21 protein-coding genes, 1 other RNA gene and 1 pseudogene are annotated in these 18,333 nt (G+C 67.6%); 15 read left to right on the top strand and 8 right to left on the bottom strand.

The genetic code is table 11. The features are described from left to right. Window positions 1-10 precede the first annotated feature (10 nt). Both gloB and ACQ86G_RS16165 read left to right on the top strand, forming a co-directional pair. Window positions 11-797: pseudogene (gloB, locus tag ACQ86G_RS16170) on the top strand (hydroxyacylglutathione hydrolase). Between the two features lie 7 nt (window positions 798-804). After that, on the top strand, window positions 805-2,583 hold the full coding sequence (locus ACQ86G_RS16165; RefSeq protein WP_431256294.1) for a transglycosylase SLT domain-containing protein: 1,779 nt from the start codon (window positions 805-807) through the stop codon (window positions 2,581-2,583). An 85-nt stretch (window positions 2,584-2,668) separates the two neighbouring features. Here ACQ86G_RS16165 and ACQ86G_RS16160 read toward each other — a convergent pair whose 3' ends face one another. From ACQ86G_RS16160 to dnaX, 4 genes are all read right to left on the bottom strand, one after another. Further along, complete coding sequence (locus ACQ86G_RS16160) at window positions 2,669-3,058, bottom strand: MAPEG family protein (RefSeq protein ID WP_431256293.1); 390 nt, start codon at window positions 3,056-3,058, stop codon at window positions 2,669-2,671. Window positions 3,059-3,138: 80 nt separating this feature from the next. Then, on the bottom strand, window positions 3,139-3,726 hold the full coding sequence (gene recR, locus ACQ86G_RS16155) for a recombination mediator RecR (RefSeq protein ID WP_431256292.1): 588 nt from the start codon (window positions 3,724-3,726) through the stop codon (window positions 3,139-3,141). 34 nt (window positions 3,727-3,760) lie between these two features. Continuing rightward, window positions 3,761-4,087, bottom strand: a complete 327-nt coding sequence (locus ACQ86G_RS16150) for a YbaB/EbfC family nucleoid-associated protein (protein ID WP_431051755.1) — start codon at window positions 4,085-4,087, stop codon at window positions 3,761-3,763. A 158-nt stretch (window positions 4,088-4,245) separates the two neighbouring features. Further along, window positions 4,246-6,489: a DNA polymerase III subunit gamma/tau gene (gene dnaX, locus ACQ86G_RS16145; RefSeq protein WP_431256291.1), complete on the bottom strand. Its 2,244-nt coding sequence runs from the start codon at window positions 6,487-6,489 to the stop codon at window positions 4,246-4,248. A 119-nt stretch (window positions 6,490-6,608) separates the two neighbouring features. On the opposite strand from dnaX, the gene ACQ86G_RS16140 reads away from it, so the two are divergent. Then, complete coding sequence (locus ACQ86G_RS16140) at window positions 6,609-7,733, top strand: AIR synthase-related protein (RefSeq protein ID WP_431256290.1); 1,125 nt, start codon at window positions 6,609-6,611, stop codon at window positions 7,731-7,733. Between the two features lie 244 nt (window positions 7,734-7,977). Here ACQ86G_RS16140 and ACQ86G_RS16135 read toward each other — a convergent pair whose 3' ends face one another. Continuing rightward, the gene (locus ACQ86G_RS16135; protein ID WP_431256289.1) at window positions 7,978-8,559 is read right to left on the bottom strand and encodes a hypothetical protein; all 582 of its coding nucleotides are present in this window, start codon (window positions 8,557-8,559) and stop codon (window positions 7,978-7,980) included. A gap of 136 nt (window positions 8,560-8,695) precedes the next feature. Here ACQ86G_RS16135 and ACQ86G_RS16130 point away from each other — a divergent pair, with 136 nt between their 5' ends. The 8 genes from ACQ86G_RS16130 (at window position 8,696) to ACQ86G_RS16095 (ending at window position 12,376) form a co-directional block, all read left to right on the top strand. Next, window positions 8,696-8,917 carry a hypothetical protein gene (locus ACQ86G_RS16130; RefSeq protein ID WP_431256288.1) on the top strand — a complete coding sequence of 74 codons (222 nt, stop codon included), beginning with the start codon at window positions 8,696-8,698 and terminating at the stop codon, window positions 8,915-8,917. Beyond that, window positions 8,914-9,072: a hypothetical protein gene (locus tag ACQ86G_RS16125; RefSeq protein WP_431256287.1), complete on the top strand. Its 159-nt coding sequence runs from the start codon at window positions 8,914-8,916 to the stop codon at window positions 9,070-9,072. Before ACQ86G_RS16130 ends, ACQ86G_RS16125 begins: the two co-directional genes overlap by 4 nt. Before the next feature lie 77 nt (window positions 9,073-9,149). Continuing rightward, window positions 9,150-9,935 carry a methyltransferase domain-containing protein gene (locus ACQ86G_RS16120; RefSeq protein WP_431256286.1) on the top strand — a complete coding sequence of 262 codons (786 nt, stop codon included), beginning with the start codon at window positions 9,150-9,152 and terminating at the stop codon, window positions 9,933-9,935. 186 nt (window positions 9,936-10,121) lie between these two features. After that, a complete protein-coding gene (locus ACQ86G_RS16115) occupies window positions 10,122-10,382 on the top strand; it encodes a hypothetical protein (protein WP_431256285.1) in 261 nt (86 codons plus the stop codon). Window positions 10,383-10,690: 308 nt separating this feature from the next. Continuing rightward, window positions 10,691-10,788, top strand: an RNA gene (gene ffs, locus ACQ86G_RS16110) — signal recognition particle sRNA small type. Between the two features lie 100 nt (window positions 10,789-10,888). Then, on the top strand, window positions 10,889-11,563 hold the full coding sequence (locus tag ACQ86G_RS16105) for a DUF6538 domain-containing protein (RefSeq protein ID WP_431256284.1): 675 nt from the start codon (window positions 10,889-10,891) through the stop codon (window positions 11,561-11,563). Further along, window positions 11,529-11,909: a response regulator gene (locus tag ACQ86G_RS16100; protein WP_431256283.1), complete on the top strand. Its 381-nt coding sequence runs from the start codon at window positions 11,529-11,531 to the stop codon at window positions 11,907-11,909. The genes ACQ86G_RS16105 and ACQ86G_RS16100 overlap by 35 nt, the downstream gene beginning before the upstream one ends. A gap of 128 nt (window positions 11,910-12,037) precedes the next feature. Continuing rightward, the gene (locus tag ACQ86G_RS16095) at window positions 12,038-12,376 is read left to right on the top strand and encodes a response regulator (RefSeq protein WP_431256282.1); all 339 of its coding nucleotides are present in this window, start codon (window positions 12,038-12,040) and stop codon (window positions 12,374-12,376) included. A gap of 42 nt (window positions 12,377-12,418) precedes the next feature. Here ACQ86G_RS16095 and ACQ86G_RS16090 read toward each other — a convergent pair whose 3' ends face one another. Both ACQ86G_RS16090 and ACQ86G_RS16085 read right to left on the bottom strand, forming a co-directional pair. Next, window positions 12,419-13,039 carry a sensor histidine kinase gene (locus tag ACQ86G_RS16090; RefSeq protein ID WP_431256281.1) on the bottom strand — a complete coding sequence of 207 codons (621 nt, stop codon included), beginning with the start codon at window positions 13,037-13,039 and terminating at the stop codon, window positions 12,419-12,421. A gap of 8 nt (window positions 13,040-13,047) precedes the next feature. Then, window positions 13,048-13,689 carry a GAF domain-containing protein gene (locus ACQ86G_RS16085; protein WP_431256280.1) on the bottom strand — a complete coding sequence of 214 codons (642 nt, stop codon included), beginning with the start codon at window positions 13,687-13,689 and terminating at the stop codon, window positions 13,048-13,050. A 517-nt stretch (window positions 13,690-14,206) separates the two neighbouring features. On the opposite strand from ACQ86G_RS16085, the gene ACQ86G_RS16080 reads away from it, so the two are divergent. The 4 genes from ACQ86G_RS16080 to ACQ86G_RS16065 all read left to right on the top strand — a co-directional run bounded on the left by ACQ86G_RS16080 (window position 14,207) and on the right by ACQ86G_RS16065 (window position 17,711). Then, window positions 14,207-15,400: an FAD-dependent oxidoreductase gene (locus ACQ86G_RS16080; RefSeq protein ID WP_431256279.1), complete on the top strand. Its 1,194-nt coding sequence runs from the start codon at window positions 14,207-14,209 to the stop codon at window positions 15,398-15,400. A 12-nt stretch (window positions 15,401-15,412) separates the two neighbouring features. Then, on the top strand, window positions 15,413-15,853 hold the full coding sequence (locus tag ACQ86G_RS16075; protein ID WP_431256278.1) for a DUF1810 domain-containing protein: 441 nt from the start codon (window positions 15,413-15,415) through the stop codon (window positions 15,851-15,853). Window positions 15,854-16,134: 281 nt separating this feature from the next. Then, window positions 16,135-16,941, top strand: a complete 807-nt coding sequence (locus tag ACQ86G_RS16070; RefSeq protein WP_431256277.1) for an AraC family transcriptional regulator — start codon at window positions 16,135-16,137, stop codon at window positions 16,939-16,941. 140 nt (window positions 16,942-17,081) lie between these two features. Next, window positions 17,082-17,711, top strand: coding sequence for a LysE family translocator (locus ACQ86G_RS16065; RefSeq protein ID WP_431256276.1), 630 nt, complete (start codon window positions 17,082-17,084; stop codon window positions 17,709-17,711). A gap of 19 nt (window positions 17,712-17,730) precedes the next feature. On the opposite strand, the gene ACQ86G_RS16060 is transcribed toward ACQ86G_RS16065, so the two are convergent. After that, complete coding sequence (locus ACQ86G_RS16060; RefSeq protein WP_431256275.1) at window positions 17,731-18,234, bottom strand: winged helix-turn-helix transcriptional regulator; 504 nt, start codon at window positions 18,232-18,234, stop codon at window positions 17,731-17,733. Between the last annotated feature and the right edge of the window lie 99 nt (window positions 18,235-18,333).

Genomic DNA, 18,333 nt, shown 5'->3' with positions numbered 1-18,333 from the left:
CCTTGCCTGCATGAACCTGGTCGCCGTTCCCGCCTTCTCAGACAACTATCTCTGGCTGCTGCATGGACGGCCGGTCGGCGCTCGTGGTCGACCCGGGCGACGCCGCGCCGGTGAAGGAAGCGCTGCGCTCGCTGGGGCTGGACCTGCAGGGCATTCTAGTGACCCATCACCATGCCGATCATGTCGGCGGGGTGCGGGAATTGCTGCCCTTGCTGGCCCCGGGTGCCAAGGTCTGGGGGCCGGCTGGCGAAGTCATGCCAGTGGACGTCGAACCCCTGTCCGAAGGCGACCGCTTCGAGCTGCTCGGCCAGACGTTCGAGGTGCTCGACGTCCCCGGCCACACCGCCGGTCACATCGCTTTCGTGCTGAAGCAACCGAGCGACGGCGGCGCGCCGATCCTGTTCTGCGGCGATACGCTGTTCTCCGCCGGCTGCGGACGGCTCTTCGAGGGCACGCCGGCGCAGATGCACGACTCGCTGTCCAAGCTCGCGGCGCTCCCCGGGGAAACCCGTGTCTGCTGTGCGCACGAGTACACCTTGTCGAATCTGCGTTTTGCTCGCACAGTCGAGCCCCAGAACGAGGCGGTCGCGCGCCACGAGGCCTGGTGTCTGGCCCGGCGCGAGCAGTCGCTGCCCACCCTGCCCTCCACCATCGCCGTGGAGCTCCAGATCAACCCCTTCCTGCGCTGCGAGCACGCCGACGTCCGCGAGGCCGCCCAGCGCCACGATCCGAGCGTCACGTCGCAGCCGGTCGCCGTCCTGGCCGGTCTGCGTCAATGGAAGAACGAATTTCGCTGAGCCTCCGATGCACCGACCCCAGAACCCGACCTACCTGCCGTCCCGTTCTTCCCGCGCCGCGACCGGCGCGGAGGCCGTCTCCTCCACCCCCTCCTTCCCCTCCCCCGCCGCCGGCAAACGCCCCGCGCTGACGCTGATCGCCGCGCTGCTGCCGCTGGTGCTGGCCGCGTGCGCGACGAACCGGCCGCAAGCCGACAACCAGGAAGCCCAGGCCGTCGCCCAGCAGACGGTGCAGGCGGTCGAGGCCGCGGCCTCCGCCGTGCCCTCGCCGGCCACGCCGGTGGCGCGCGCCGCCACGGCGCCGGAAGAGAAGCTCGACGTCCTGCTCGAGGACAACCTGAACCCCGGCGAGAAGGTCGACCTCGACGCCCCGAAGACGCACGTCGACCTGTGGGCGCGGATGCGTGCCGGCATGGCGATGCCCGAGCTCGACAACGACCTGGTCCGCAAGGCCGAGGACTGGTACAGCAGCCGGCCCGACTACGTCGCGCGCATGACCGGCCGCGGCAGCCTCTACCTCTATCACGTGGTCGAGGAAGTGCAGAAGCGCGGCATGCCGATGGAGCTGGCCCTGCTGCCCTTCGTCGAGAGCGCGTTCCGCAACGACGCGCAGTCCAGCGCGAAGGCCGTCGGCATGTGGCAGTTCATGCCCGCCACCGGTCGCGACTTCGACCTGAAGCAGAACATTTTCCGCGACGACCGCCGCGACGTGCTCGCCTCGACCAAGGCGGCGCTGGACTACCTGCAGCGCCTGAACAAGATGTTCGACGGCGACTGGCAGCTGGCGCTGGCAGCCTACAACTGGGGCCAGGGCAACGTCAGCAAGGCGGTCGCCCGCAACCAGAAGGCCGGCCTGCCGATCGACTACGACAGCCTGCGCATGCCCGACGAGACGCGCTACTACCTGCCCAAGCTGCAGGCGGTGAAGAACATCCTGATGCGCCCCGAGGCCTACGGCATCGAGCTGCCGGCGGTGGCGAACCATCCGTACTTCCTGTCGGTCAACATCGATCGCGACATGGACGTCGCGCGCGCCGCACAGTTGGCCGAGCTGGACGAGGAGACCTTCCGCCAGTTCAACCCGTCGATGAACAAGCCGGTGATCCTGGCGGCCAGCAGCGGCCAGCTGCTGCTGCCCTACGACAACGCCAGCACCTTCGTCGCCAACCTCGAGAAGCACCGCGGCCCGCTGGCGTCGTGGACCGCGTGGGTCGTGCCCCGGACGATGAAGCCCGCCGACGCCGCCAAGCAGGTCGGCATGAACGAGACCGGCCTGCGCGAGATCAACCGCATCCCGGCACGGATGCTGGTGACCAAGGGCTCGACGCTGCTGGTGCCGCGCACCGCGGAACGCGATCGCGACGTGTCGGAGCATCTGGCCGACAACGCCAGCATCGGTTTCGCGCCGGATGTGCCGCCGATGCGCCGCGTCACGCTGAAGGCCAACAAGGGTGACACGGTGGCCAGCGTCGCGCGCCGGTACCGCCTCGGCACGACGCAGCTGGCACAGTGGAATCGCGTGAGCACCAAGGCGACGTTCAAGCCGGGTCAGCAGGTCGTCGCCTATGTGCGCGAGGGCCAGCAGCTGGCCGCGGTGGAACCGTCGACGTCGACGGCGACGTCGAAGTCCTCCGCCAAGACCGCGAGGTCAGGCAAGATCACCAAGGTCGCGTCGAGCGCGGCGAGCAAGTCCGCCAAGGGCGGCGCGAAGACGCGCAGCGCCAAGGTCGCCGCGGGCGACGGCAAGGGCGTCCGTACGGTGGCGACGAAGACCGCACTGCGCTGACCGCGCGCACGACGTCCCTGGAACGACGTCCCTGGAACGACAACGGCCGCTCGGTGAGCGGCCGTTTCACTTGGCGCACGCGGCCTCAGCCGAAGAACAGCGCCACGGCGAGCGCCGTACCGACAGCCCACGCCAGGCTGCGCAGGTTCGGCCGATCGGCGATGTAGAGCGCGACGTAGACGACGCGCGTGATGACGAAGGCGATCGCCAGCAGGTCGATGCGCGACTGCGCATGCTGCATCTGCTGCGCGGCCAGCACCCCGGCGATGAACAGCGGCAGCGCTTCGAAGCTGTTCTGCTGCGCCGCGTGGGCCCGCGCCTGCCAGCCGGTCTGCCGGCTCAGCCAGGCCCGCGGATCGTGGTTGTCGAAGCCCCCTTCGCGACGCGGCCTCCCCATGCCGCGCGATTTCGCGATCCACGCGCAGAGCAGCGGCATCAGGCAGACAGCGATCAGGCAGTAGTTGGCGATGGTCATGGCGGACTCCCGCTTCTCGTCAAAGGGCCATCGCCGGACGCGGGCAAGTGGCCATCAAGCCCCGGCCATCCAGGCGGGGATCAGGTCGACCGGCGATCCACCAGCGCATGCGCGATGGTGCCGAGGTCGACGTACTCGAGCTCGCTGCCCACCGGCACGCCCCGCGCCAGCCGCGTGCTGCGCAGCCCCCGCGCACGCAAGGCCTCGGCCAGCACGTGCGCGGTCGCCTCGCCTTCGGCGGTGAAGCTGGTGGCCAGGATGACCTCCTCCACCTGCCCGTCCGCGGCCCGTTCCAGCAGTTGATGGACGCCGATCTCGCGCGTCGACACACCGTCCAGCGGACTGATCCGGCCCTGCAGCACGAAGTAGTAGCCGAAGTACGAGGCGGTGCGCTCCATCGCGGCCTGGTCGGCCGGCGATTCGACGACGCACAGCAGCCGCGCGTCACGGTGCCGGTCCGAGCAGATCGGGCACAGCGGCGCCTCGCTGAAGGTGTGGCAACGCTCGCAATGACGCACGTTGTTCGCCGCGTCCTGCAGCGCACGGGCCAGGGCGTCGATGCCGGCGCGGTCGTGCTGCAGCAGGTGGTAGGCCATGCGCTGGGCCGACTTCTGGCCCACGCCAGGCAGGCGCCGCAAGGCTTCGATCAACTGGTCGAGCGCGGTCACCGCAGTCCGATCCAATCGATGATCAGAACGGCCATCAGAACGGGAACTTCATGCCGGGAGGCATGGGCATGCCGGCGGTCAGCTTGCCCATCTTCTCCGAGCTGACCTGTTCGGCGCGGCGCACGGCGTCGTTGAACGCGGCGGCCACGAGGTCCTCCAGCATGTCCTTGTCATCGGCCAGCAGGCTGGGGTCGATGGCGACGCGCTTGACGTCATGCTTGCAGGTCATCGTGACCTTCACCAGGCCGGCGCCGGACTGGCCTTCGACCTCGATGTTGGCGAGCTCGTCCTGCGCCTTCTTCAGGTTGTCCTGCATCGCCTGCGCCTGCTTCATCAGGCCTGCGAGTTGACCCTTCATCATGATCGTGATTCCTTGTTCAGAGATTCAATGGGGCGGCGGAGGGCCGACCCGGAGATGACCCGGAGGTCGATGCGATGGGCAGGATTGTCGCCCACGACGCGCGCCCGCGCTGGCGCCGCGTCGTGCCGTCCGGCGATCGACGGTCCGCGGTCGGACCGTCAGCGCGTCGAGACCGGCTTGATCGACCCCGGCAGGATCCGCGCCGTCTTGAACTGCGCGAGCAGCTGCTGGACTTCCGGGTCCTCCAGGATGATGGACTCCGCCTGGCGCTGGCGGGCGCGCGTCGCCTGCGTGTCGCGCAGCGCGGGCGAATCGGACGCGCGGCCGGTCTCGATGTCGACCCGCACCGACTTGCCGGTGAAGGTCGCGAGCACCGACTGGAGCTTCTCCATCAAGCCGGGCTGGCGCAACGATTCGCGCTCGACACGGAAGCGCCAGCGCTGCGGCTCGGCGGACTCGTCGATCTCCAGGCATTCGGCCTGCAACGCCAGTTCGCGCGCCAGCGCGTTCAGGCCCAGTTGCGGCACGACGGCGTACCAGCGTTCCCCCAGCGCGGTCGGCACGAGCTCGACCTCCTCGATGGCGGTCGAGACATAGATTCCACCGCCGCCACCGCCGCCGCCTGATTCAGCGGACGACGGCATCGGATCGTCCATGTCGGGCATCGACATGCCGACGGACGCTTCCTCGTCGGACGGCGGCGGCACGTCCATCCAGGGCGGCGGGCCGTTGTCGTCATGCGGAGGGGACAGGTCTTCCGGCTCTTCGGCGTCCGACTCGACCTTCACGGCCGGCGGTGGGCCGGCACGCGGGCGCAGGCGTTCGCTGAAGCGGGTCGCGGGCGCTCCTGCCTGGGCGGCACGCAGCGGGCCGGACGGCGCGGGGGCGCGAGGCGCGGGGGCCTCCGCGGGCGCTGGCGCACGGGGCGGCTCGGCGGCTAAAGCGGGCGCAGGCGCGGGAGCCGGCGCGGGAACAGCGACCGGCGCAGAAGCGCGCGTCGGGGCTGGCTCGGGCTCCGGATCAAGCGTGGATTCGGCGGCCGCTGGCGACACCTCGGCGGGCACCACCGCCGGCGCCACCACCACCGGCGCCGCTACGGGCGCTTCCGCAGGCTCAGGGTCGGGTTCAGGGGCCGCGGCCTCGGCAACACGCGGCACCGCAGGTGCCGGAGCGGGCACGGCCGCCATCGGCGCGACGGCTTGCGCCGTGGCCTGCGGACGCGCGACCGGCGCGGCGCTCACGGCAGGCGCCGGCGCGGTACGCGCAGCGCCTTCCGGCACCGACGGCTGACGCGCGCCCGGCCCGTTCGGACGGAACGCCATCATGCGCAGCAGCACCATCGTCAGCCCGGCGTATTCGTCCGGCGCCAACGGCAGTTCCTGACGTCCGTGCAGCGCCATGCTGTACATCAGCTGGACCTCGTCCGCCGGCAGCTGGCTGGCCAGCGGCAACAGCTCGGCGAGGTCGGGATCGCCCGCATCCAGCGCGCCCGGCGCCGCCTGCGCCACCGCCAGATGCTGCAGCGCGACGGCCAGGTCTTCCAGCGTGCCGCCGGCCGACAGGCCCATGTCGCGCAAGCGGTCCGACGCGCCGACCAGCGCGGCGCCATCGCCCGCGATCAACGCGTTCAGGATGCCCAGCACATGGCCGCGGTCGACGCTGCCCAGCATCTGGCGCACACCGGCTTCCTTGAGCTCGCCGGAGCCGAAGGCGATCGCCTGGTCGGTCAGCGACAGCGCGTCGCGCATCGAGCCGCGCGCCGCGCGCGCCAGCAGGCGCAGCGCGCCGGGCTCGTTCGGAACGCTTTCGTTCGAGAGCACGCGCGTCAGATGCTCCAGCACCGTCTGCGGCGACATCGGACGCAGGTTGAACTGCAGGCAGCGCGACAGCACCGTCACCGGCACCTTCTGCGGATCGGTGGTCGCCAGCACGAACTTCAGGTACTCGGGCGGCTCCTCCAGCGTCTTCAGCATCGCGTTGAAGGCGGTGTTCGAGAGCATGTGCACTTCGTCGATCATGTAGACCTTGAAGCGCCCGATGACCGGCTTGTAGACGGCCTGGTCCAGCAGCTGGGAGATCTCCTCCACGCCGCGGTTGGAGGCCGCGTCCAGCTCAACGTAGTCGACGAAGCGCCCGGCATCGATGTCGCGGCAGGCGTCGCAGACGTTGCAGGGGTGGGCGGTGATGCCGCCGGTGCCGTCCGGGCCGACGCAGTTCAGCGACTTGGCCAGGATGCGCGACACCGAGGTCTTGCCCACACCCCGGGTGCCGGTGAACAGGTAGGCGTGGTGCAGGCGCTGCTGCGTCAGCGCGTTGGCCAGGGCCTGGACGACGTGTTCCTGACCCATCAGCTCCTCGAACGTGCGGGAGCGGTACTTGCGTGCGAGGACCTGGTAGCTCATGGCGAGGCATTCTACGGGGGCGGTCTCCCCCGACCGGACGGCCCGCGGGCGGGGCGCGTCCGGGTTTGTCAGGAGAGGCCTTCTGGTAGTCGGTCAGCGCTGACGGATAATCCGCGCCCATGAGCACCCCGCACGACCCCTCCTCCGGCACGCTGAGCTACGAACAGGCCGGCGTCAACTACGACCTGATCGACCCGCTGAAGATCAGCGCCCAGCGCGCCGCGGCCGCGACCGCCGGCCACCTGAGCGCGCACGGCTTCACCGAGGTGAAGGCGTCGCGCGGCGAGTCGGCGTACGTCGTCGACGTGGGTCCGTTCTACATCGCGTCCATCGTCGAGTGCCTGGGCACCAAGACGCTGGTGGCCGACGAGATGGCCACGCTGACGGGCAAGAGCTACTACGACGGCATCGCGCAGGACACGATCGCGATGGCGGTGAACGACCTGATCACCGTGGGCGCGACGCCGCTGGTGGTGCAGGCCTACTGGGCCGCGGGCGGCTCGGACTGGTTCGGCGACGCGCAGCGCGCGCAGGCGCTGGTGGCCGGCTGGAAGAAGGCCTGCGACGTCTGCCAGGTCGCCTGGGGCGGCGGCGAGACGCCGGCGCTGGCCGGCATCGTCGAAGGCGGCCGCATCGACCTGGCCGCGTCCTGCACCGGCCTGATCAACCCGAAGGAACGGCTGTCGGTCGGCGACAAGCTGGGCGCGGGCGACGCGATCGTGCTGCTGGCCTCGTCGGGCATCCACGCCAACGGCCTGAGCCTGGCGCGCAAGCTGACGGAACGCCTGCCGAAGGGTTACCTGACCGAAGTCCAACCGGGCCTGACCTACGGCGACGCGCTGCTGGCGCCGACGGCGCTTTACTCGCCGGTGACCGAGGCGCTGTACAAGGCCGGCGTCACGCCGCACTACTGCGCCAACATCACGGGCCACGGCTGGCGCAAGCTGCTGCGCCACCCTGGCAAGTTCACCTACCGCATCCACACGCTGCCGCCGGTGACACCGGTGCTGAAGTTCATCCAGGACCATGCGCAGCAGGACGACCGCGAGGCCTATTCGACGCTGAACATGGGCGCCGGCTTCGCGATCTTCGTGAAGGCGGACCAGGCGGCGAAGGTGGTGGAGATCGCCAAGGCCTGCGGCATCGACGCGTGGGACGCGGGCCGCGTCGAAGACGGCGAGAAGCAGCTGCTGATCGAGCCGCTGGACATCCGCTTCGGGGATGACGATCTGCAGCTGCGCTGAGCGGGGTCAGGTCTGAAGGCATGAAGGGCGCTGCGGCGCCCTTTGTTGTTTCTCAGCCCGCTCCGTGGTCATGTCAAGGCGCCTTCACTCGCCACGGTACTGTTTGCGGCCAGCAATCACCTGAAGCTGGGCGCGGATCTGTCGTGATACCGCACTTCGGTTGCTGGCTTCATCACATCGCGTCAACAAGTGCTGCGCGACAGCGAGGACTTCGTCTGGATCGAATACCGTCATAGCGCCGCCCTCACCTCACCAGATGGCGATCTTCGAAGCGACCGGGCCAAGTGCTGACCAGCACGACCCTCCACAGGCGGTCGATTGCCGGCACCGTCGTATGCAGGGCCTCGAATGCCTCAACTTCTGCGTAGGGATAGCCAGAGATCGGCGAGTAGCCAAAGAACCTGAACATCAGGTGCAGGTTGTACTCCTCTGGATCCCTGGCCACCTCGACACTGATCTCCCGACCCCCTGCGCACCGAACGAGCTCGCGGTCGACGGTATCGAAGTCTTCGCGCTGCAGATGCGGATGCTTGCGAGCGAACCAGTCGATGATGTCTTCGTAGTCTTGCGTGCCACGCAGTGCCTGGAGGTCGTAGGGCCACTCGCCGGGCACGCACGGGTTCATCCACGGGCGGAAGAGATAGGGCGCCTGGGACTTGCTGTGCACCCACACCGGCCGCGCACGACCGGGGGCGTGCGACTCCAGCGCCGTCATCTGTGGCGTTTCCGTGATGTCAACTTGCTGCAACATCGCTGCTTGCCTTTCCTTCACCGACCCACGTCGATGCCATGCGTTCATTCTCGAAATCGAAACGCGTTCTGCCATGACTCAAACTTGTGGGCAGCGGGGGATGCGCAGGGGGCCGTCTTCGGAGGGGATTCGGGGGGATCACCCGGGGCCCGACCCCGCCTCGCGTTCCCCAGGTTGACATCCCCCCGCCGCGTGACGAAGCTCCCCGGTCATGGATTGGTTCTACGGCCCGATGGTCAAGATGCATGCGCTGCTGGCGTGGTGCAGCATCGGGCTGTTCCTGGTCCGCGGGCTCGCGCATCAATTCGGCGCCGCGTGGGTGACGGACGAGCGGCTGCGCACGCTGGTGTTCAGTAGCCACGTGCTGATCGTCGTGTCCGGCCTCAGCCTGTGGGGGCGCTCCACCTCGACCCGCGCTACGAGACCTGGATGACGGCGAAGTTCGTCGCGCTGGGGATCTACTTCGCGACCGGGCACTGGGCCTTCGGGCGCGGGGAGTTCCGCGTGCTCGGCTACGTGCTGGCGCTGATCGCGCTGGCGTATGTGATGGCGGTGTCGGTGACGCGCCAGGTCTTGCTCGGGCTCTGATGAAGGGGGCCGACGTGCGATCCGGCCGATGACGCGGGCTTGACGCCCGCCCGCCGCGCCGGGCGTAGGATCTTCCGATGCCATCGAACACGCCCATCCACGAGGCCGCCCAGCGCGGCTACACCAGCGCTTCGGACAACTACCAGCGTGGCCGCCCCGAGTACCCCGACGCCCTCTCCGGCTGGCTCGGTGAGGCGCTCGGCGTGCGGGCGGGCGCGCGGGTCGTCGACCTCGGCGCGGGCACCGGCAAGTTCACCAAGCTGCTGGCGCGCGCCGGCGCGACAGTGACGGCGGTCGAGCCGGTCGACGCGATGCGCGCGCGGCTGTCGGAAAGCCTGCCCGCCGTGCGGGCGCTCGCGGGCACGGCGGAGGCGATCCCGCTGACCGACGGCGACGCCGACGTGCTCGTCTGCGCGCAGGCCTTCCACTGGTTCGCGAACGCACAGGCGCTGCGCGAGATCCACCGCGTGCTGCGCCCAGGCGGCCGGCTGGGTCTGATCTGGAACGTACGCGACGAGTCGCGCGACTGGGTCGCCGAGATCACCGAGATCGTCACGCCCTACGAGGGCGATGCGCCCCGCTTCTACAAGGGCACCTGGAAACAGCCCTTCGAGGGACAGACGCTCTTCGGGCCGCTGCAGCGGACGGTGCTGCCGCACAGCCACGTGGGAACGTTCGAACAGGTGGTGCTCGACCGCATCCTGTCGGTGAGCTTCATCGCGGCGCTGCCGGAGTCGGAGCAGGCCCTGGTCGCGGACCGGCTGTGCGCGTTGAAGGCGCGCTACGCGGAACTGCGCGAGCCGACGATCGCCTTCCCCTACGCCACCGAGGCGTGGCTCGCGGAACGGCTCGTCACGGCGTGAGCACGGCCGCGCCGGCCGCGACGCAGGCGGACCTTGTCAGACCAGCTTCCAGCCGGTCAGCCAGAGTTGCTGGACGGCTGCGGCGTGGAGCTCGCGGCGCAAGGCCGCAGGACGCTCGCCGGGTCGCGCGACCCGCGGTGAACTGAGCCACTGCGGTCCGACGTCGCGCGTGACGCGGGCGCGACCGTGACGGTCGGCGCGCAGCAGCGCGAGGCGCCAGGCGGCGTTCAGGCGATGGGACTGGCCGTCGTCGGCGAGCGCGCCGATCCAGTCGTCGGACTGGAGGCGGTGGGCGGCCTTGAGCAGTTCGAGGTCGGACGGGAAGCGGGAGAACTCGGCGACCGGCTCGCCCCAGGGTCGCGCAGCGTGCGCGGGGCCTGGATGGGCAAGGTGGTGGTCGTGGTGGTGCGAGCGGCGCGGCGGCGGGACAGCAGCGAGTCGAACTGAGCCAGACGAGCGGACATGAAAAAACTCCGAGAGCCCACAGAGATCACCGGCGTTTGCCGGCCCGGGGGCAATCGGAGCCGCAACGCTTTAGCCGCATTTGTTGATCGCCCGCAAGTAGTTGGTAAATCGGCGATGGCACCGGAGGGCTGACGCCCGCGAGGTCCGGATCGGATTTAACCACAGGCGCTGGGCTTGAGTCGACGCTGGGCCGGCGTTGTTCGGACGCGGGTCGCACGCCGAGGAGCGCACCGGCTGCGGTCGGGGCGACTTGGCCGGAGCCCCTCGAAAGCTCGGATAGAATGCGAAATGACGGGCCTCCTCGCATGGAAGCGCGGCCAACCGGGTCAGATGGGGAACCAAGCAGCCCTAACCGTTGTGACCAGTGCCGAGGGTAAGGCTCGTCAACCTTCTTTCCTTTTCCCCAGTGTTCATGCGGGATCCCAGTGTTTATCGGGGTTCCAAGCATCCGACTGTGTACCGATGGTGTGTAACTTCAGGGTCCGCTCATGACGAACGTGAGCGAAGACATGAAGCGAGCCACGGGGGTCCAAAAGCGGCCCGGTAGCACGTCCTGGCACTGGGGCATCAAAGCACCGAGCGACCTCAAGCACCTCTACGCAGGCCAGTGGGCACATCGCTGCTCCCTTGAGACCGCAGACCTCCGTTTGGCGAACTCTAGGGCGACCGCACTGCGCGCCGAATGGGTGAAGCGGTTCGACCAGCAGCGGGAGGCCAAAGAGGCCAGCCAGCGCCCCCTGCCCTCGGTCAAGCTCTCCCCCGCCCTGATCAAGGAAGCGTGCGACCTCATGTATGCGCGCATGCTGGAGTCCGACGAGTCCCAGCGCCTTGAGGGTCTCTCAGCTCAGCAAATGGAGAATCAGGCCCTTGCCCTCGGAATCGAGAAGGCGAAGCTCCGGGACGCCAATGCGTCCGGCAGCTCTACACCCGTGGACAACGTGCTGCCTGCTTGGCTGCGGTGGCTCCATTGGGAAGTTAGCGAGGCTGATCCGCTTTACCGGGTGCTGGTGCGCGAACTGGTGAAGACGCGCCTGAAGGCAAGGCGGCGCACCTACGAGCGTTTGCGGCTCACGCATCGCGCAAACCCGAATTCCCTGGTTCATGCCGCCTTGAGCAAAATTTGCCGCCATGTGTGGACGGGCATGGAGCGTTCTAGTCTTTGACGACTTTCCCGACGCTGGCGAAGCGTTGGCGGCGTGGCTCACCTTGGAGGGCTGGCATGCCGAATCCGTGATGACCCCGGACGAAGCCCTTGAACGAATCGATGCGCAGGCGCCCGACGTTGTTGTCATCGAACCGTACTCACGGCATGGAAGCGGGATGTCCCTTGCCGCGCTCATTCGGAACCGCTTGGGTGCGGGCGTTTGGATGATTGCCGTAACCGCACATCCCCGCGTCGGTGACGTGACGGCCTATGAACCAACCCCATTTGACCGGACGCTCTTCAAGCCGATGGAAGAAGGGCAACTTCGAGCAGCCCTGGCCGATGCCCGTTCTCGGTGGAGCTGACCGCTACGCTGAATCTCGTCTTACACGGGAGGCCCGATTGCCCCAAACGCGATCTAACCTCCGTGCAGCGCCGGGGGCATCCAAAGCCGCTCGTGACACGCTGAGCTTGCGGTCCCTAAGGGATCACCGTGCGTGTACTTGTCGTGGAGGACCACGAAGACTCGCTCTCCAGTCTTGTCCAGTACCTCAATCTATGTGGATTTGAAGTGGTGGGCGTCCATGACGCAGAGGCCGGGCTGGCTTCGTATCAACTCGAAGGTGCGGAAGTCGTTCTTACTGATATCCATCTTCCAGGGATGAGTGGGTGCGAGCTGGCACGAGCCATTCGCGCGCTTCACGGACCCGCGCCGCGTATCAACGCCATGAGCGGCGTCCCCTTGCCAAAACAAGAACAAGCGCTCTTTGAACACTTCTTTCTCAAGCCGCTAAATCTCAATAGTCTTTCAGCAGTACTGCTGCATTACTAGCCTGCTTGGCCTCGCAAGTCGTTCAGACAAGCGCGGCAACCCTCATTCAACTCCTGAGATGTATGCCGGAAGGGTCAACCTGAAGACGCTTCCCTTACCAAGGCCGTCACTGGACACGGTGACCTTGCCTTGATGCATTTCGACTAGTTGTTTGACGAGCGCAAGGCCAATACCCAGGCCGCTGTCAATCGGTCGCTTGTCCATCTCCACCTGCATGTACATGTCGAAAATCTTGCTGATGTCGGACGGATCAATGCCGACTCCCGAATCCACTACGCAAAGGTCAACGTGATGTCCGCGACGTGTTGCTTGGACCTCAATGGTCCCTCCGGTCGGCGTGTATTTCACAGCGTTGCTGACCAAGTTCACTAGCACCTGGGTCAAACGCACTGCATCGCCATGAACTAGAAGAGGATCGCTGTCGGACAGGTGCACCTCCAGGCGGTGGTTTTTGGCTCTGAGTTGCTCATCGCATGCCTCCAAGGCACTGGCGACAATCTCGTGCATGGATACGACGATTTTGTTGAGCGACAGCTTGCCGCTACGAACGGCCGATACATCGGTCATGTCGCGTACCAGAGACGTCAACTGGCCTACTTGCCGCTCTAGAGAAGCGACCATGTTGCTGCGTCGACCCGCGTCGTCGCCGGTCCGCTTGATCACCTGAGTGGCTAGGCTGATGGCCGAAAGGGGGTGCGCATTTCATGCGCCAACAGCGCCATGAAGCGGTCCTTGCGGGCGTCAAGCTCGGTTAGCTGCTTCACCAGGTCCACGCTTTCCACCGCAGCACCTGCGAAGCGAGTTAGGTTCTGAACAACGCGAAGATCCTCGCCATCGAAACCGCGCTGATCGTCGTGGCTGACAACCCAGACTGTGCCTACTGGAGTACCGCGATGCTGGAAGGGCACTAGCAGGACCTCATGGGGCGGCTCGTGGAGCTGGCTGACGTATTCGTACAGCTTACTCATATGCCGCATCAGCACCGCCGAGTTGCGCCGGACGACTTCGCCGCAGGGGCTGAAATCGCGTGGCATTGTGCCGTTCAAGTAGCAGGAGTAAGTGCCAGCGGTGGCGACCCACCGGAAGATCTGTGGCGTGGAGTCAGTCTCCTCAAGGCTGATTCCAGCGGCCTGTGCACCTGTGAGCGCTAGCGCGGTGTCAGCCAGCGTCTGCGCCAGCTTCTGTGGTGTGTTCGCGAACACCTCTGCCAAAGTGCTCAGGGCTTCAGCTTCTCGCTGCCAGTTTGGCGCGCGGCTAGGCCTGCTTGACAACAAGCCGGTGGCGTCGATTTCGTGAAGAAGGAAGTCTGTCATCGCGTTGACCACTAGTCCCAGAACGGCTCATCAATCGCGGCCCGAGGTACTCAGCCGCCGACGCCAACATGCTGCGATGTTAGCTTTTCAGGATTCAACCACCTCTACGATGCTCCGGCCCCACGGTCTCAGACCTGCCAGCCCTCGACGGACATCGCTGGGGTCGCGCCGAGCAGGCGTTGCCTTCAGCCTTGAAATGCTCGTCTCGTTCAGAGGCCCGCTGGTTCGTACACGTAAGGCTCGTCAACCTCATACCCAGAATGAAATCGCCTTCGTGGCGGTTTTTCGTTTGTGCGCGTCGGCGCCTCCCATGCACCGTTGAACCGCGTCACAGCGGCGTGCAATACTTGAGGCTCACGATCGCGAAAAACGGCTGGCGCTCGCACGACGAGTCTCACAGCCGCGCACAAGTCACCGAGCATCGCAAGCAAGGTTGGCCAGCGGTTCCCCCGACACCTGTCGGACTTTGCGAGCGAGCGCGTCTTCCCGCGCTGGCTCGCGGACATAGGAACGCGCCATGACCTCCTCCCGCCACAGCCCCTCCTTCAAGCACCTCCGCATCGCCATCATCGGCGCCGGACTCGGCGGCTTGACGCTCGCCCGAGTCCTGCACGTCAACGGCATCGCCGCGACGGTCTTCGAAGCCGAGGTGTCGCCCCAGGCCCGATCGCAAGGCGGCCTGCTCGACATCCACGAGTACAACGGCCAGATCGGTCTGAAGGCTGCGGGCCTCCACGACGAATTTCTCGCCCTCACGCTGCCGGGCGAGGACGCCAAGCGGGTCGTCGACCGGGCCGGCCGAGTCCTCTTCGACAAGCCCGGCTCGCCCGAGACCGCCAAGCCGGAAGTCGATCGCGGTGCGTTGCGCCGGTTGCTGATCGAGTCCCTGCCAGCCGGTGCCATTCGCTGGGGCGCCAAGCTCGTGCAGGTCGAGCCTCTTTCCGAGGGGCAGCATCGGCTGCACTTCTCGGACGACTCGACCGTGACGACGGATCTCCTGGTGGGCGCCGACGGCGCCTGGTCGAAGGTTCGTCCGCTGGTGTCATCGGCGAAGCCGATCTACGTCGGCACGACGTTCGTGGAGACCCGGCTGCTCGACGGCAACGGGCAGCACCGGGCGAGCGCCGATGCCATCGGCAGCGGCACCTTGATGGCCGTCGAGCCCGGCAAGGGGATCCTGGCGCATCGCTATGCGGATGACACGCTCAGCACCTACGTCGCGCTCAACAGACCCGAGGCCTGGATCGGCGCGATCGACTTCACTTCCCCGTCGACGGCCCTGAGCCGCCTGGCAGAGGAATTCGAAGGCTGGGCGCCGGAACTGCGGGCCTTGATCACCGATAGCGACACGCCCCCCATCGTCCGGCCCATTCATGCGCTTCCCGTCGATCACCGATGGGATCGGGTCCCGGGCGTCACGCTCGTCGGCGACGCGGCCCACCTGATGTCGCCGTTCGCGGGCGAAGGCGCGAATCTCGCCCTCCTGGACGGCGCCGAACTGGCGCTGGCCCTGCTGGATCATCCTGGCGACGTTGACGCGGCGTTGGCGGCCTACGAGCGCGAGTTGTTCCCACGCAGCCGGCAGTACGCTGAACAGACGGCGCGGAATCACCAGCAGTTCTTCGGCGAAGATGCTCCGCGGAGCGTCGTGGCGCTGTTCTCGCCGGGGCAGTCGAGCGCAACGCCTCCAACGATCGAGCCGCACACCTGAACTCACCGCGCCATGGAGGTCGCCAACGCCATGCCCTCGCCGTACGACCTCCATCGCTTCCTCGATGCTCAAGCTCCTCAGGTCGGCGACGTCCTGGCCGAACTGAAACGCGGACGCAAGCTCAGCCACTGGATGTGGTACTTCTTCCCGCAGCTCCGCGGATTGGGCGTGAGCAGCACGGCGCAGTTCTACGGGATCGAGTCGCTGGACGAGGCGATCGCCTATCTCGACCACGAGGTTCTCGGCCTGCGCCTGCGCGAATGCGTGGCGTTGATGAACACCCATCGCAACAAGACCGCCGAGCAGATCCTGGGCGTCGTGGACGCGATGAAGTTCCGCTCGTCGCTGACGCTCTTCGCGAAGGCGTCGGGCGACGACGCCGTGTTCATCGAGGCGCTGGATCGCTACTTCGGCGGCCAGCCGGATCCGCGCACGCTGGATCTGCTCGCCTAGCCGGCGAGCGCGTCTTCAGGGCGTCGGGGCCGCCGTCGGCGTCTTCGCCCCATCATCCGACGGGAACGCCGGCACCAAGGTCATCACACCGACGAGCTCCCCTCCGCCGACATCGCCAGCACCGCATTGGCGATGAGCATCAGCCCGAAGAGCACGAGCTGCACGATGTTGGCGAGACGAAGCGAGGTCGGCATGGGCGCAGAAACCAGTGAGGGCGTTGGGGACGCGGGATGATGCGTGGCCGGGCCTTGCTAGAGTCGCGTCATCCTCCGCGCCGCGCCATGCCCGCCTTCACCCGCCTGCCCTGCCTGCTCCCGGGCATCGACATCGTCAGCGCCGACAGCGCGAAGGCCTTCCCGCGCCACATCCACGACGAATTCGGCATCGGCCGCATCGATCGCGGCGCTCAGAAGACCGCCAGCGGCCGCGGCATGGTCCAGTCGGTCGCCGGCGACGTCATCACCGTCAACCCGGGCGAAGTCCATGACGGCCTGCCTCTCGGCGACCACGGCCGCGCGTGGCGGATGCTGTACCTCTCGCCCGACGTGGTCGGCGGCCTTGTGGCCGACATCGCTGAAGGCAGCAACGCCGGGGACGTCGAGTTCCACCTCCCCACGCTGCACGACGACCGCATCGCCGGTCGCTTCGAAGCGCTCTTCCGCGCGATGGCGGCCACGCCGGCCGATACCACCGACACGCTCCACGTCGACGGCGCGCTGATCCTGCTGCTGCAGTCGCTGCTCCAACCGCGCGCGGCGGACCTTCCCGCGATCCCGGCAAGCATCGCGTTCGCCCGCTCGCGCCTCGACGACGATCTCACCGCGCCCGTCAGCCTGGCGGACCTCGCGCACGAGGCCGGCCTGAGCCGCTTCCAGTTCCTGCGCGGCTTCACGCGCGCCACCGGCCTGCCTCCGCATGCCTACCTCGTGCAGCGCCGCCTGCAGCACGCGCGTCGCCTGATCGCGCGCGGCACCCCGCTGGCCGACACCGCCGCCGCCAGCGGCTTCTTCGACCAGAGCCATCTGACGCGCCACTTCGTCCGCTGCTTCGGCATCGCGCCGGGCGCGTACGCCGCCGCCGTCCGCTGAGTCCGCCGGGTTGACCGCGGGTTGACTGCGGGTTGGCCGCCCTCGCCCGACCCATGGCGCCAGGCTGCAATTTCATCCAAGACGCGACCGCCGCGTGCCTCGACCATGGCCTCTCCGCCATCACCGCCCCGAGGTCCGTCGTGCCCTTTACTTCGCTCTCGAACCCCGAGTTCCTGATCACCTCGCTGATCGTCGTTGCCTCGCCCGGCACCGGCGCGCTGGTGACGCTCGCCGCCGGCCTGTCGAGCGGCGCGCGGGCCGCCATCCACGCCGCCCTTGGCTGCACGATCGGGATCGTCCCGCACATGCTCGCCGCCATCACCGGCCTGGCCGCGCTGCTGCACGCCAGCGCGCTCGCCTTCGACGCGGTGAAATACGTCGGCGTCGTCTACCTGCTCTACATGGCGTGGATGTCGCTGAAGGAGCGCGGCCCGCTTGCCGTGGAAGCCGACGGACCGCCGCGCTCCGCCCGCGAGGTCGTCACCCACGCCGCCCTGGTGAACCTGCTCAATCCGAAGCTCTCGATCTTCTTCCTCGCCTTCCTGCCGCAGTTCATCGCCCGCGACGAGCCCCACCCGACGCCGCTGATGGTCGAGCTTTCCCTCGTCTTCATGGCGATGACCTTCGCGGTGTTCGCGATCTACGGCGTCTTCGCCGCTGCGATGCGGGATCGCGTGCTCACGCGACCGCGCGTGCTCCGCTGGATGCGACGCGGCTTCGCGGCCGCGTTCGTGGGCCTGGGCATGAAGCTCGCGCTGGTCCAGCGCTGAGACTCGGGGACAAACGGTCCTAGTCGGCCGCGCCCGCGGCCGGCGTCATGCCGTCGAAGTCGAACAGCTCCACTTTCTTCGGTTGCCCCGAGCGCCGCTCCACCTTGTGCTGCGGCCCGATCGCCCTGCCAGTGCGGGCGTCGATGAGCTTGAGCTCCACCGGCTCGCCGGTCTCCGTGTCGATCAGCCGCACCGGCTTGTTCTTCAACGGCGCATGCTGGTTGCCCCAGGTCAGCAACGCCAGCATCACCGGCCGCAGGTCGCGGCCCTTGGGCGTCAGCACGTATTCGTAGCGCGGCGGCTTGTCGCTGTAGAGGCGCTTTTCCAGCAGCTCCCGCTCCACCAGCTCCGCCAACCGGCGCGTCAGCGTGTTGGACGCGATGCCCAGCTCGGCCGTGAACTCGTCGAAGCGGTGGTGCCCGTAAAACACCTCGCGCAGGATCAGCACGCTCCAGCTGTCGCCCAGCATGTCCGTCGCCCTCGCCACCGGGCAGGCCATGTCTTCGAAGCTGGTGCGGCGCATCGGGGTCTCCTGGTGAGTGACGAAGCCGCCGCGTCTGATCGGCACGACGGCGGTCCCGTGATTCTCACTGACTTTCATCATGCAAGTTAGTTGACGAAA

The sequence above is a fragment of the Roseateles chitinivorans genome (assembly GCF_050632145.1).
GTDB classification, from domain to species: domain Bacteria; phylum Pseudomonadota; class Gammaproteobacteria; order Burkholderiales; family Burkholderiaceae_C; genus Roseateles; species Roseateles chitinivorans_B.
The sequence above is the reverse complement of the archived record's forward strand: the minus strand, read 5'-3'. Positions and strand labels throughout refer to the sequence as shown.

Excerpts from the sequence above, each read along its gene's own strand:
- ACQ86G_RS16165 (WP_431256294.1), top strand. The coding sequence starts at position 805 with ATGCACCGACCCCAGAACCCGACCTACCTGCCGTCCCGTTCTTCCCGC.
- ACQ86G_RS16160 (WP_431256293.1), bottom strand. The coding sequence starts at position 3,058 with ATGACCATCGCCAACTACTGCCTGATCGCTGTCTGCCTGATGCCGCTG.
- ACQ86G_RS16150 (WP_431051755.1), bottom strand. The coding sequence starts at position 4,087 with ATGATGAAGGGTCAACTCGCAGGCCTGATGAAGCAGGCGCAGGCGATG.
- dnaX (WP_431256291.1), bottom strand. The coding sequence starts at position 6,489 with ATGAGCTACCAGGTCCTCGCACGCAAGTACCGCTCCCGCACGTTCGAG.
- ACQ86G_RS16140 (WP_431256290.1), top strand. The coding sequence starts at position 6,609 with ATGAGCACCCCGCACGACCCCTCCTCCGGCACGCTGAGCTACGAACAG.
- ACQ86G_RS16135 (WP_431256289.1), bottom strand. The coding sequence starts at position 8,559 with ATGGCAGAACGCGTTTCGATTTCGAGAATGAACGCATGGCATCGACGT.
- ACQ86G_RS16130 (WP_431256288.1), top strand. The coding sequence starts at position 8,696 with ATGGATTGGTTCTACGGCCCGATGGTCAAGATGCATGCGCTGCTGGCG.
- ACQ86G_RS16125 (WP_431256287.1), top strand. The coding sequence starts at position 8,914 with ATGACGGCGAAGTTCGTCGCGCTGGGGATCTACTTCGCGACCGGGCAC.
- ACQ86G_RS16120 (WP_431256286.1), top strand. The coding sequence starts at position 9,150 with ATGCCATCGAACACGCCCATCCACGAGGCCGCCCAGCGCGGCTACACC.
- ACQ86G_RS16105 (WP_431256284.1), top strand. The coding sequence starts at position 10,889 with ATGACGAACGTGAGCGAAGACATGAAGCGAGCCACGGGGGTCCAAAAG.
- ACQ86G_RS16100 (WP_431256283.1), top strand. The coding sequence starts at position 11,529 with ATGTGTGGACGGGCATGGAGCGTTCTAGTCTTTGACGACTTTCCCGAC.
- ACQ86G_RS16085 (WP_431256280.1), bottom strand. The coding sequence starts at position 13,689 with ATGACAGACTTCCTTCTTCACGAAATCGACGCCACCGGCTTGTTGTCA.
- ACQ86G_RS16080 (WP_431256279.1), top strand. The coding sequence starts at position 14,207 with ATGACCTCCTCCCGCCACAGCCCCTCCTTCAAGCACCTCCGCATCGCC.
- ACQ86G_RS16075 (WP_431256278.1), top strand. The coding sequence starts at position 15,413 with ATGGAGGTCGCCAACGCCATGCCCTCGCCGTACGACCTCCATCGCTTC.
- ACQ86G_RS16070 (WP_431256277.1), top strand. The coding sequence starts at position 16,135 with ATGCCCGCCTTCACCCGCCTGCCCTGCCTGCTCCCGGGCATCGACATC.
- ACQ86G_RS16060 (WP_431256275.1), bottom strand. The coding sequence starts at position 18,234 with ATGCGCCGCACCAGCTTCGAAGACATGGCCTGCCCGGTGGCGAGGGCG.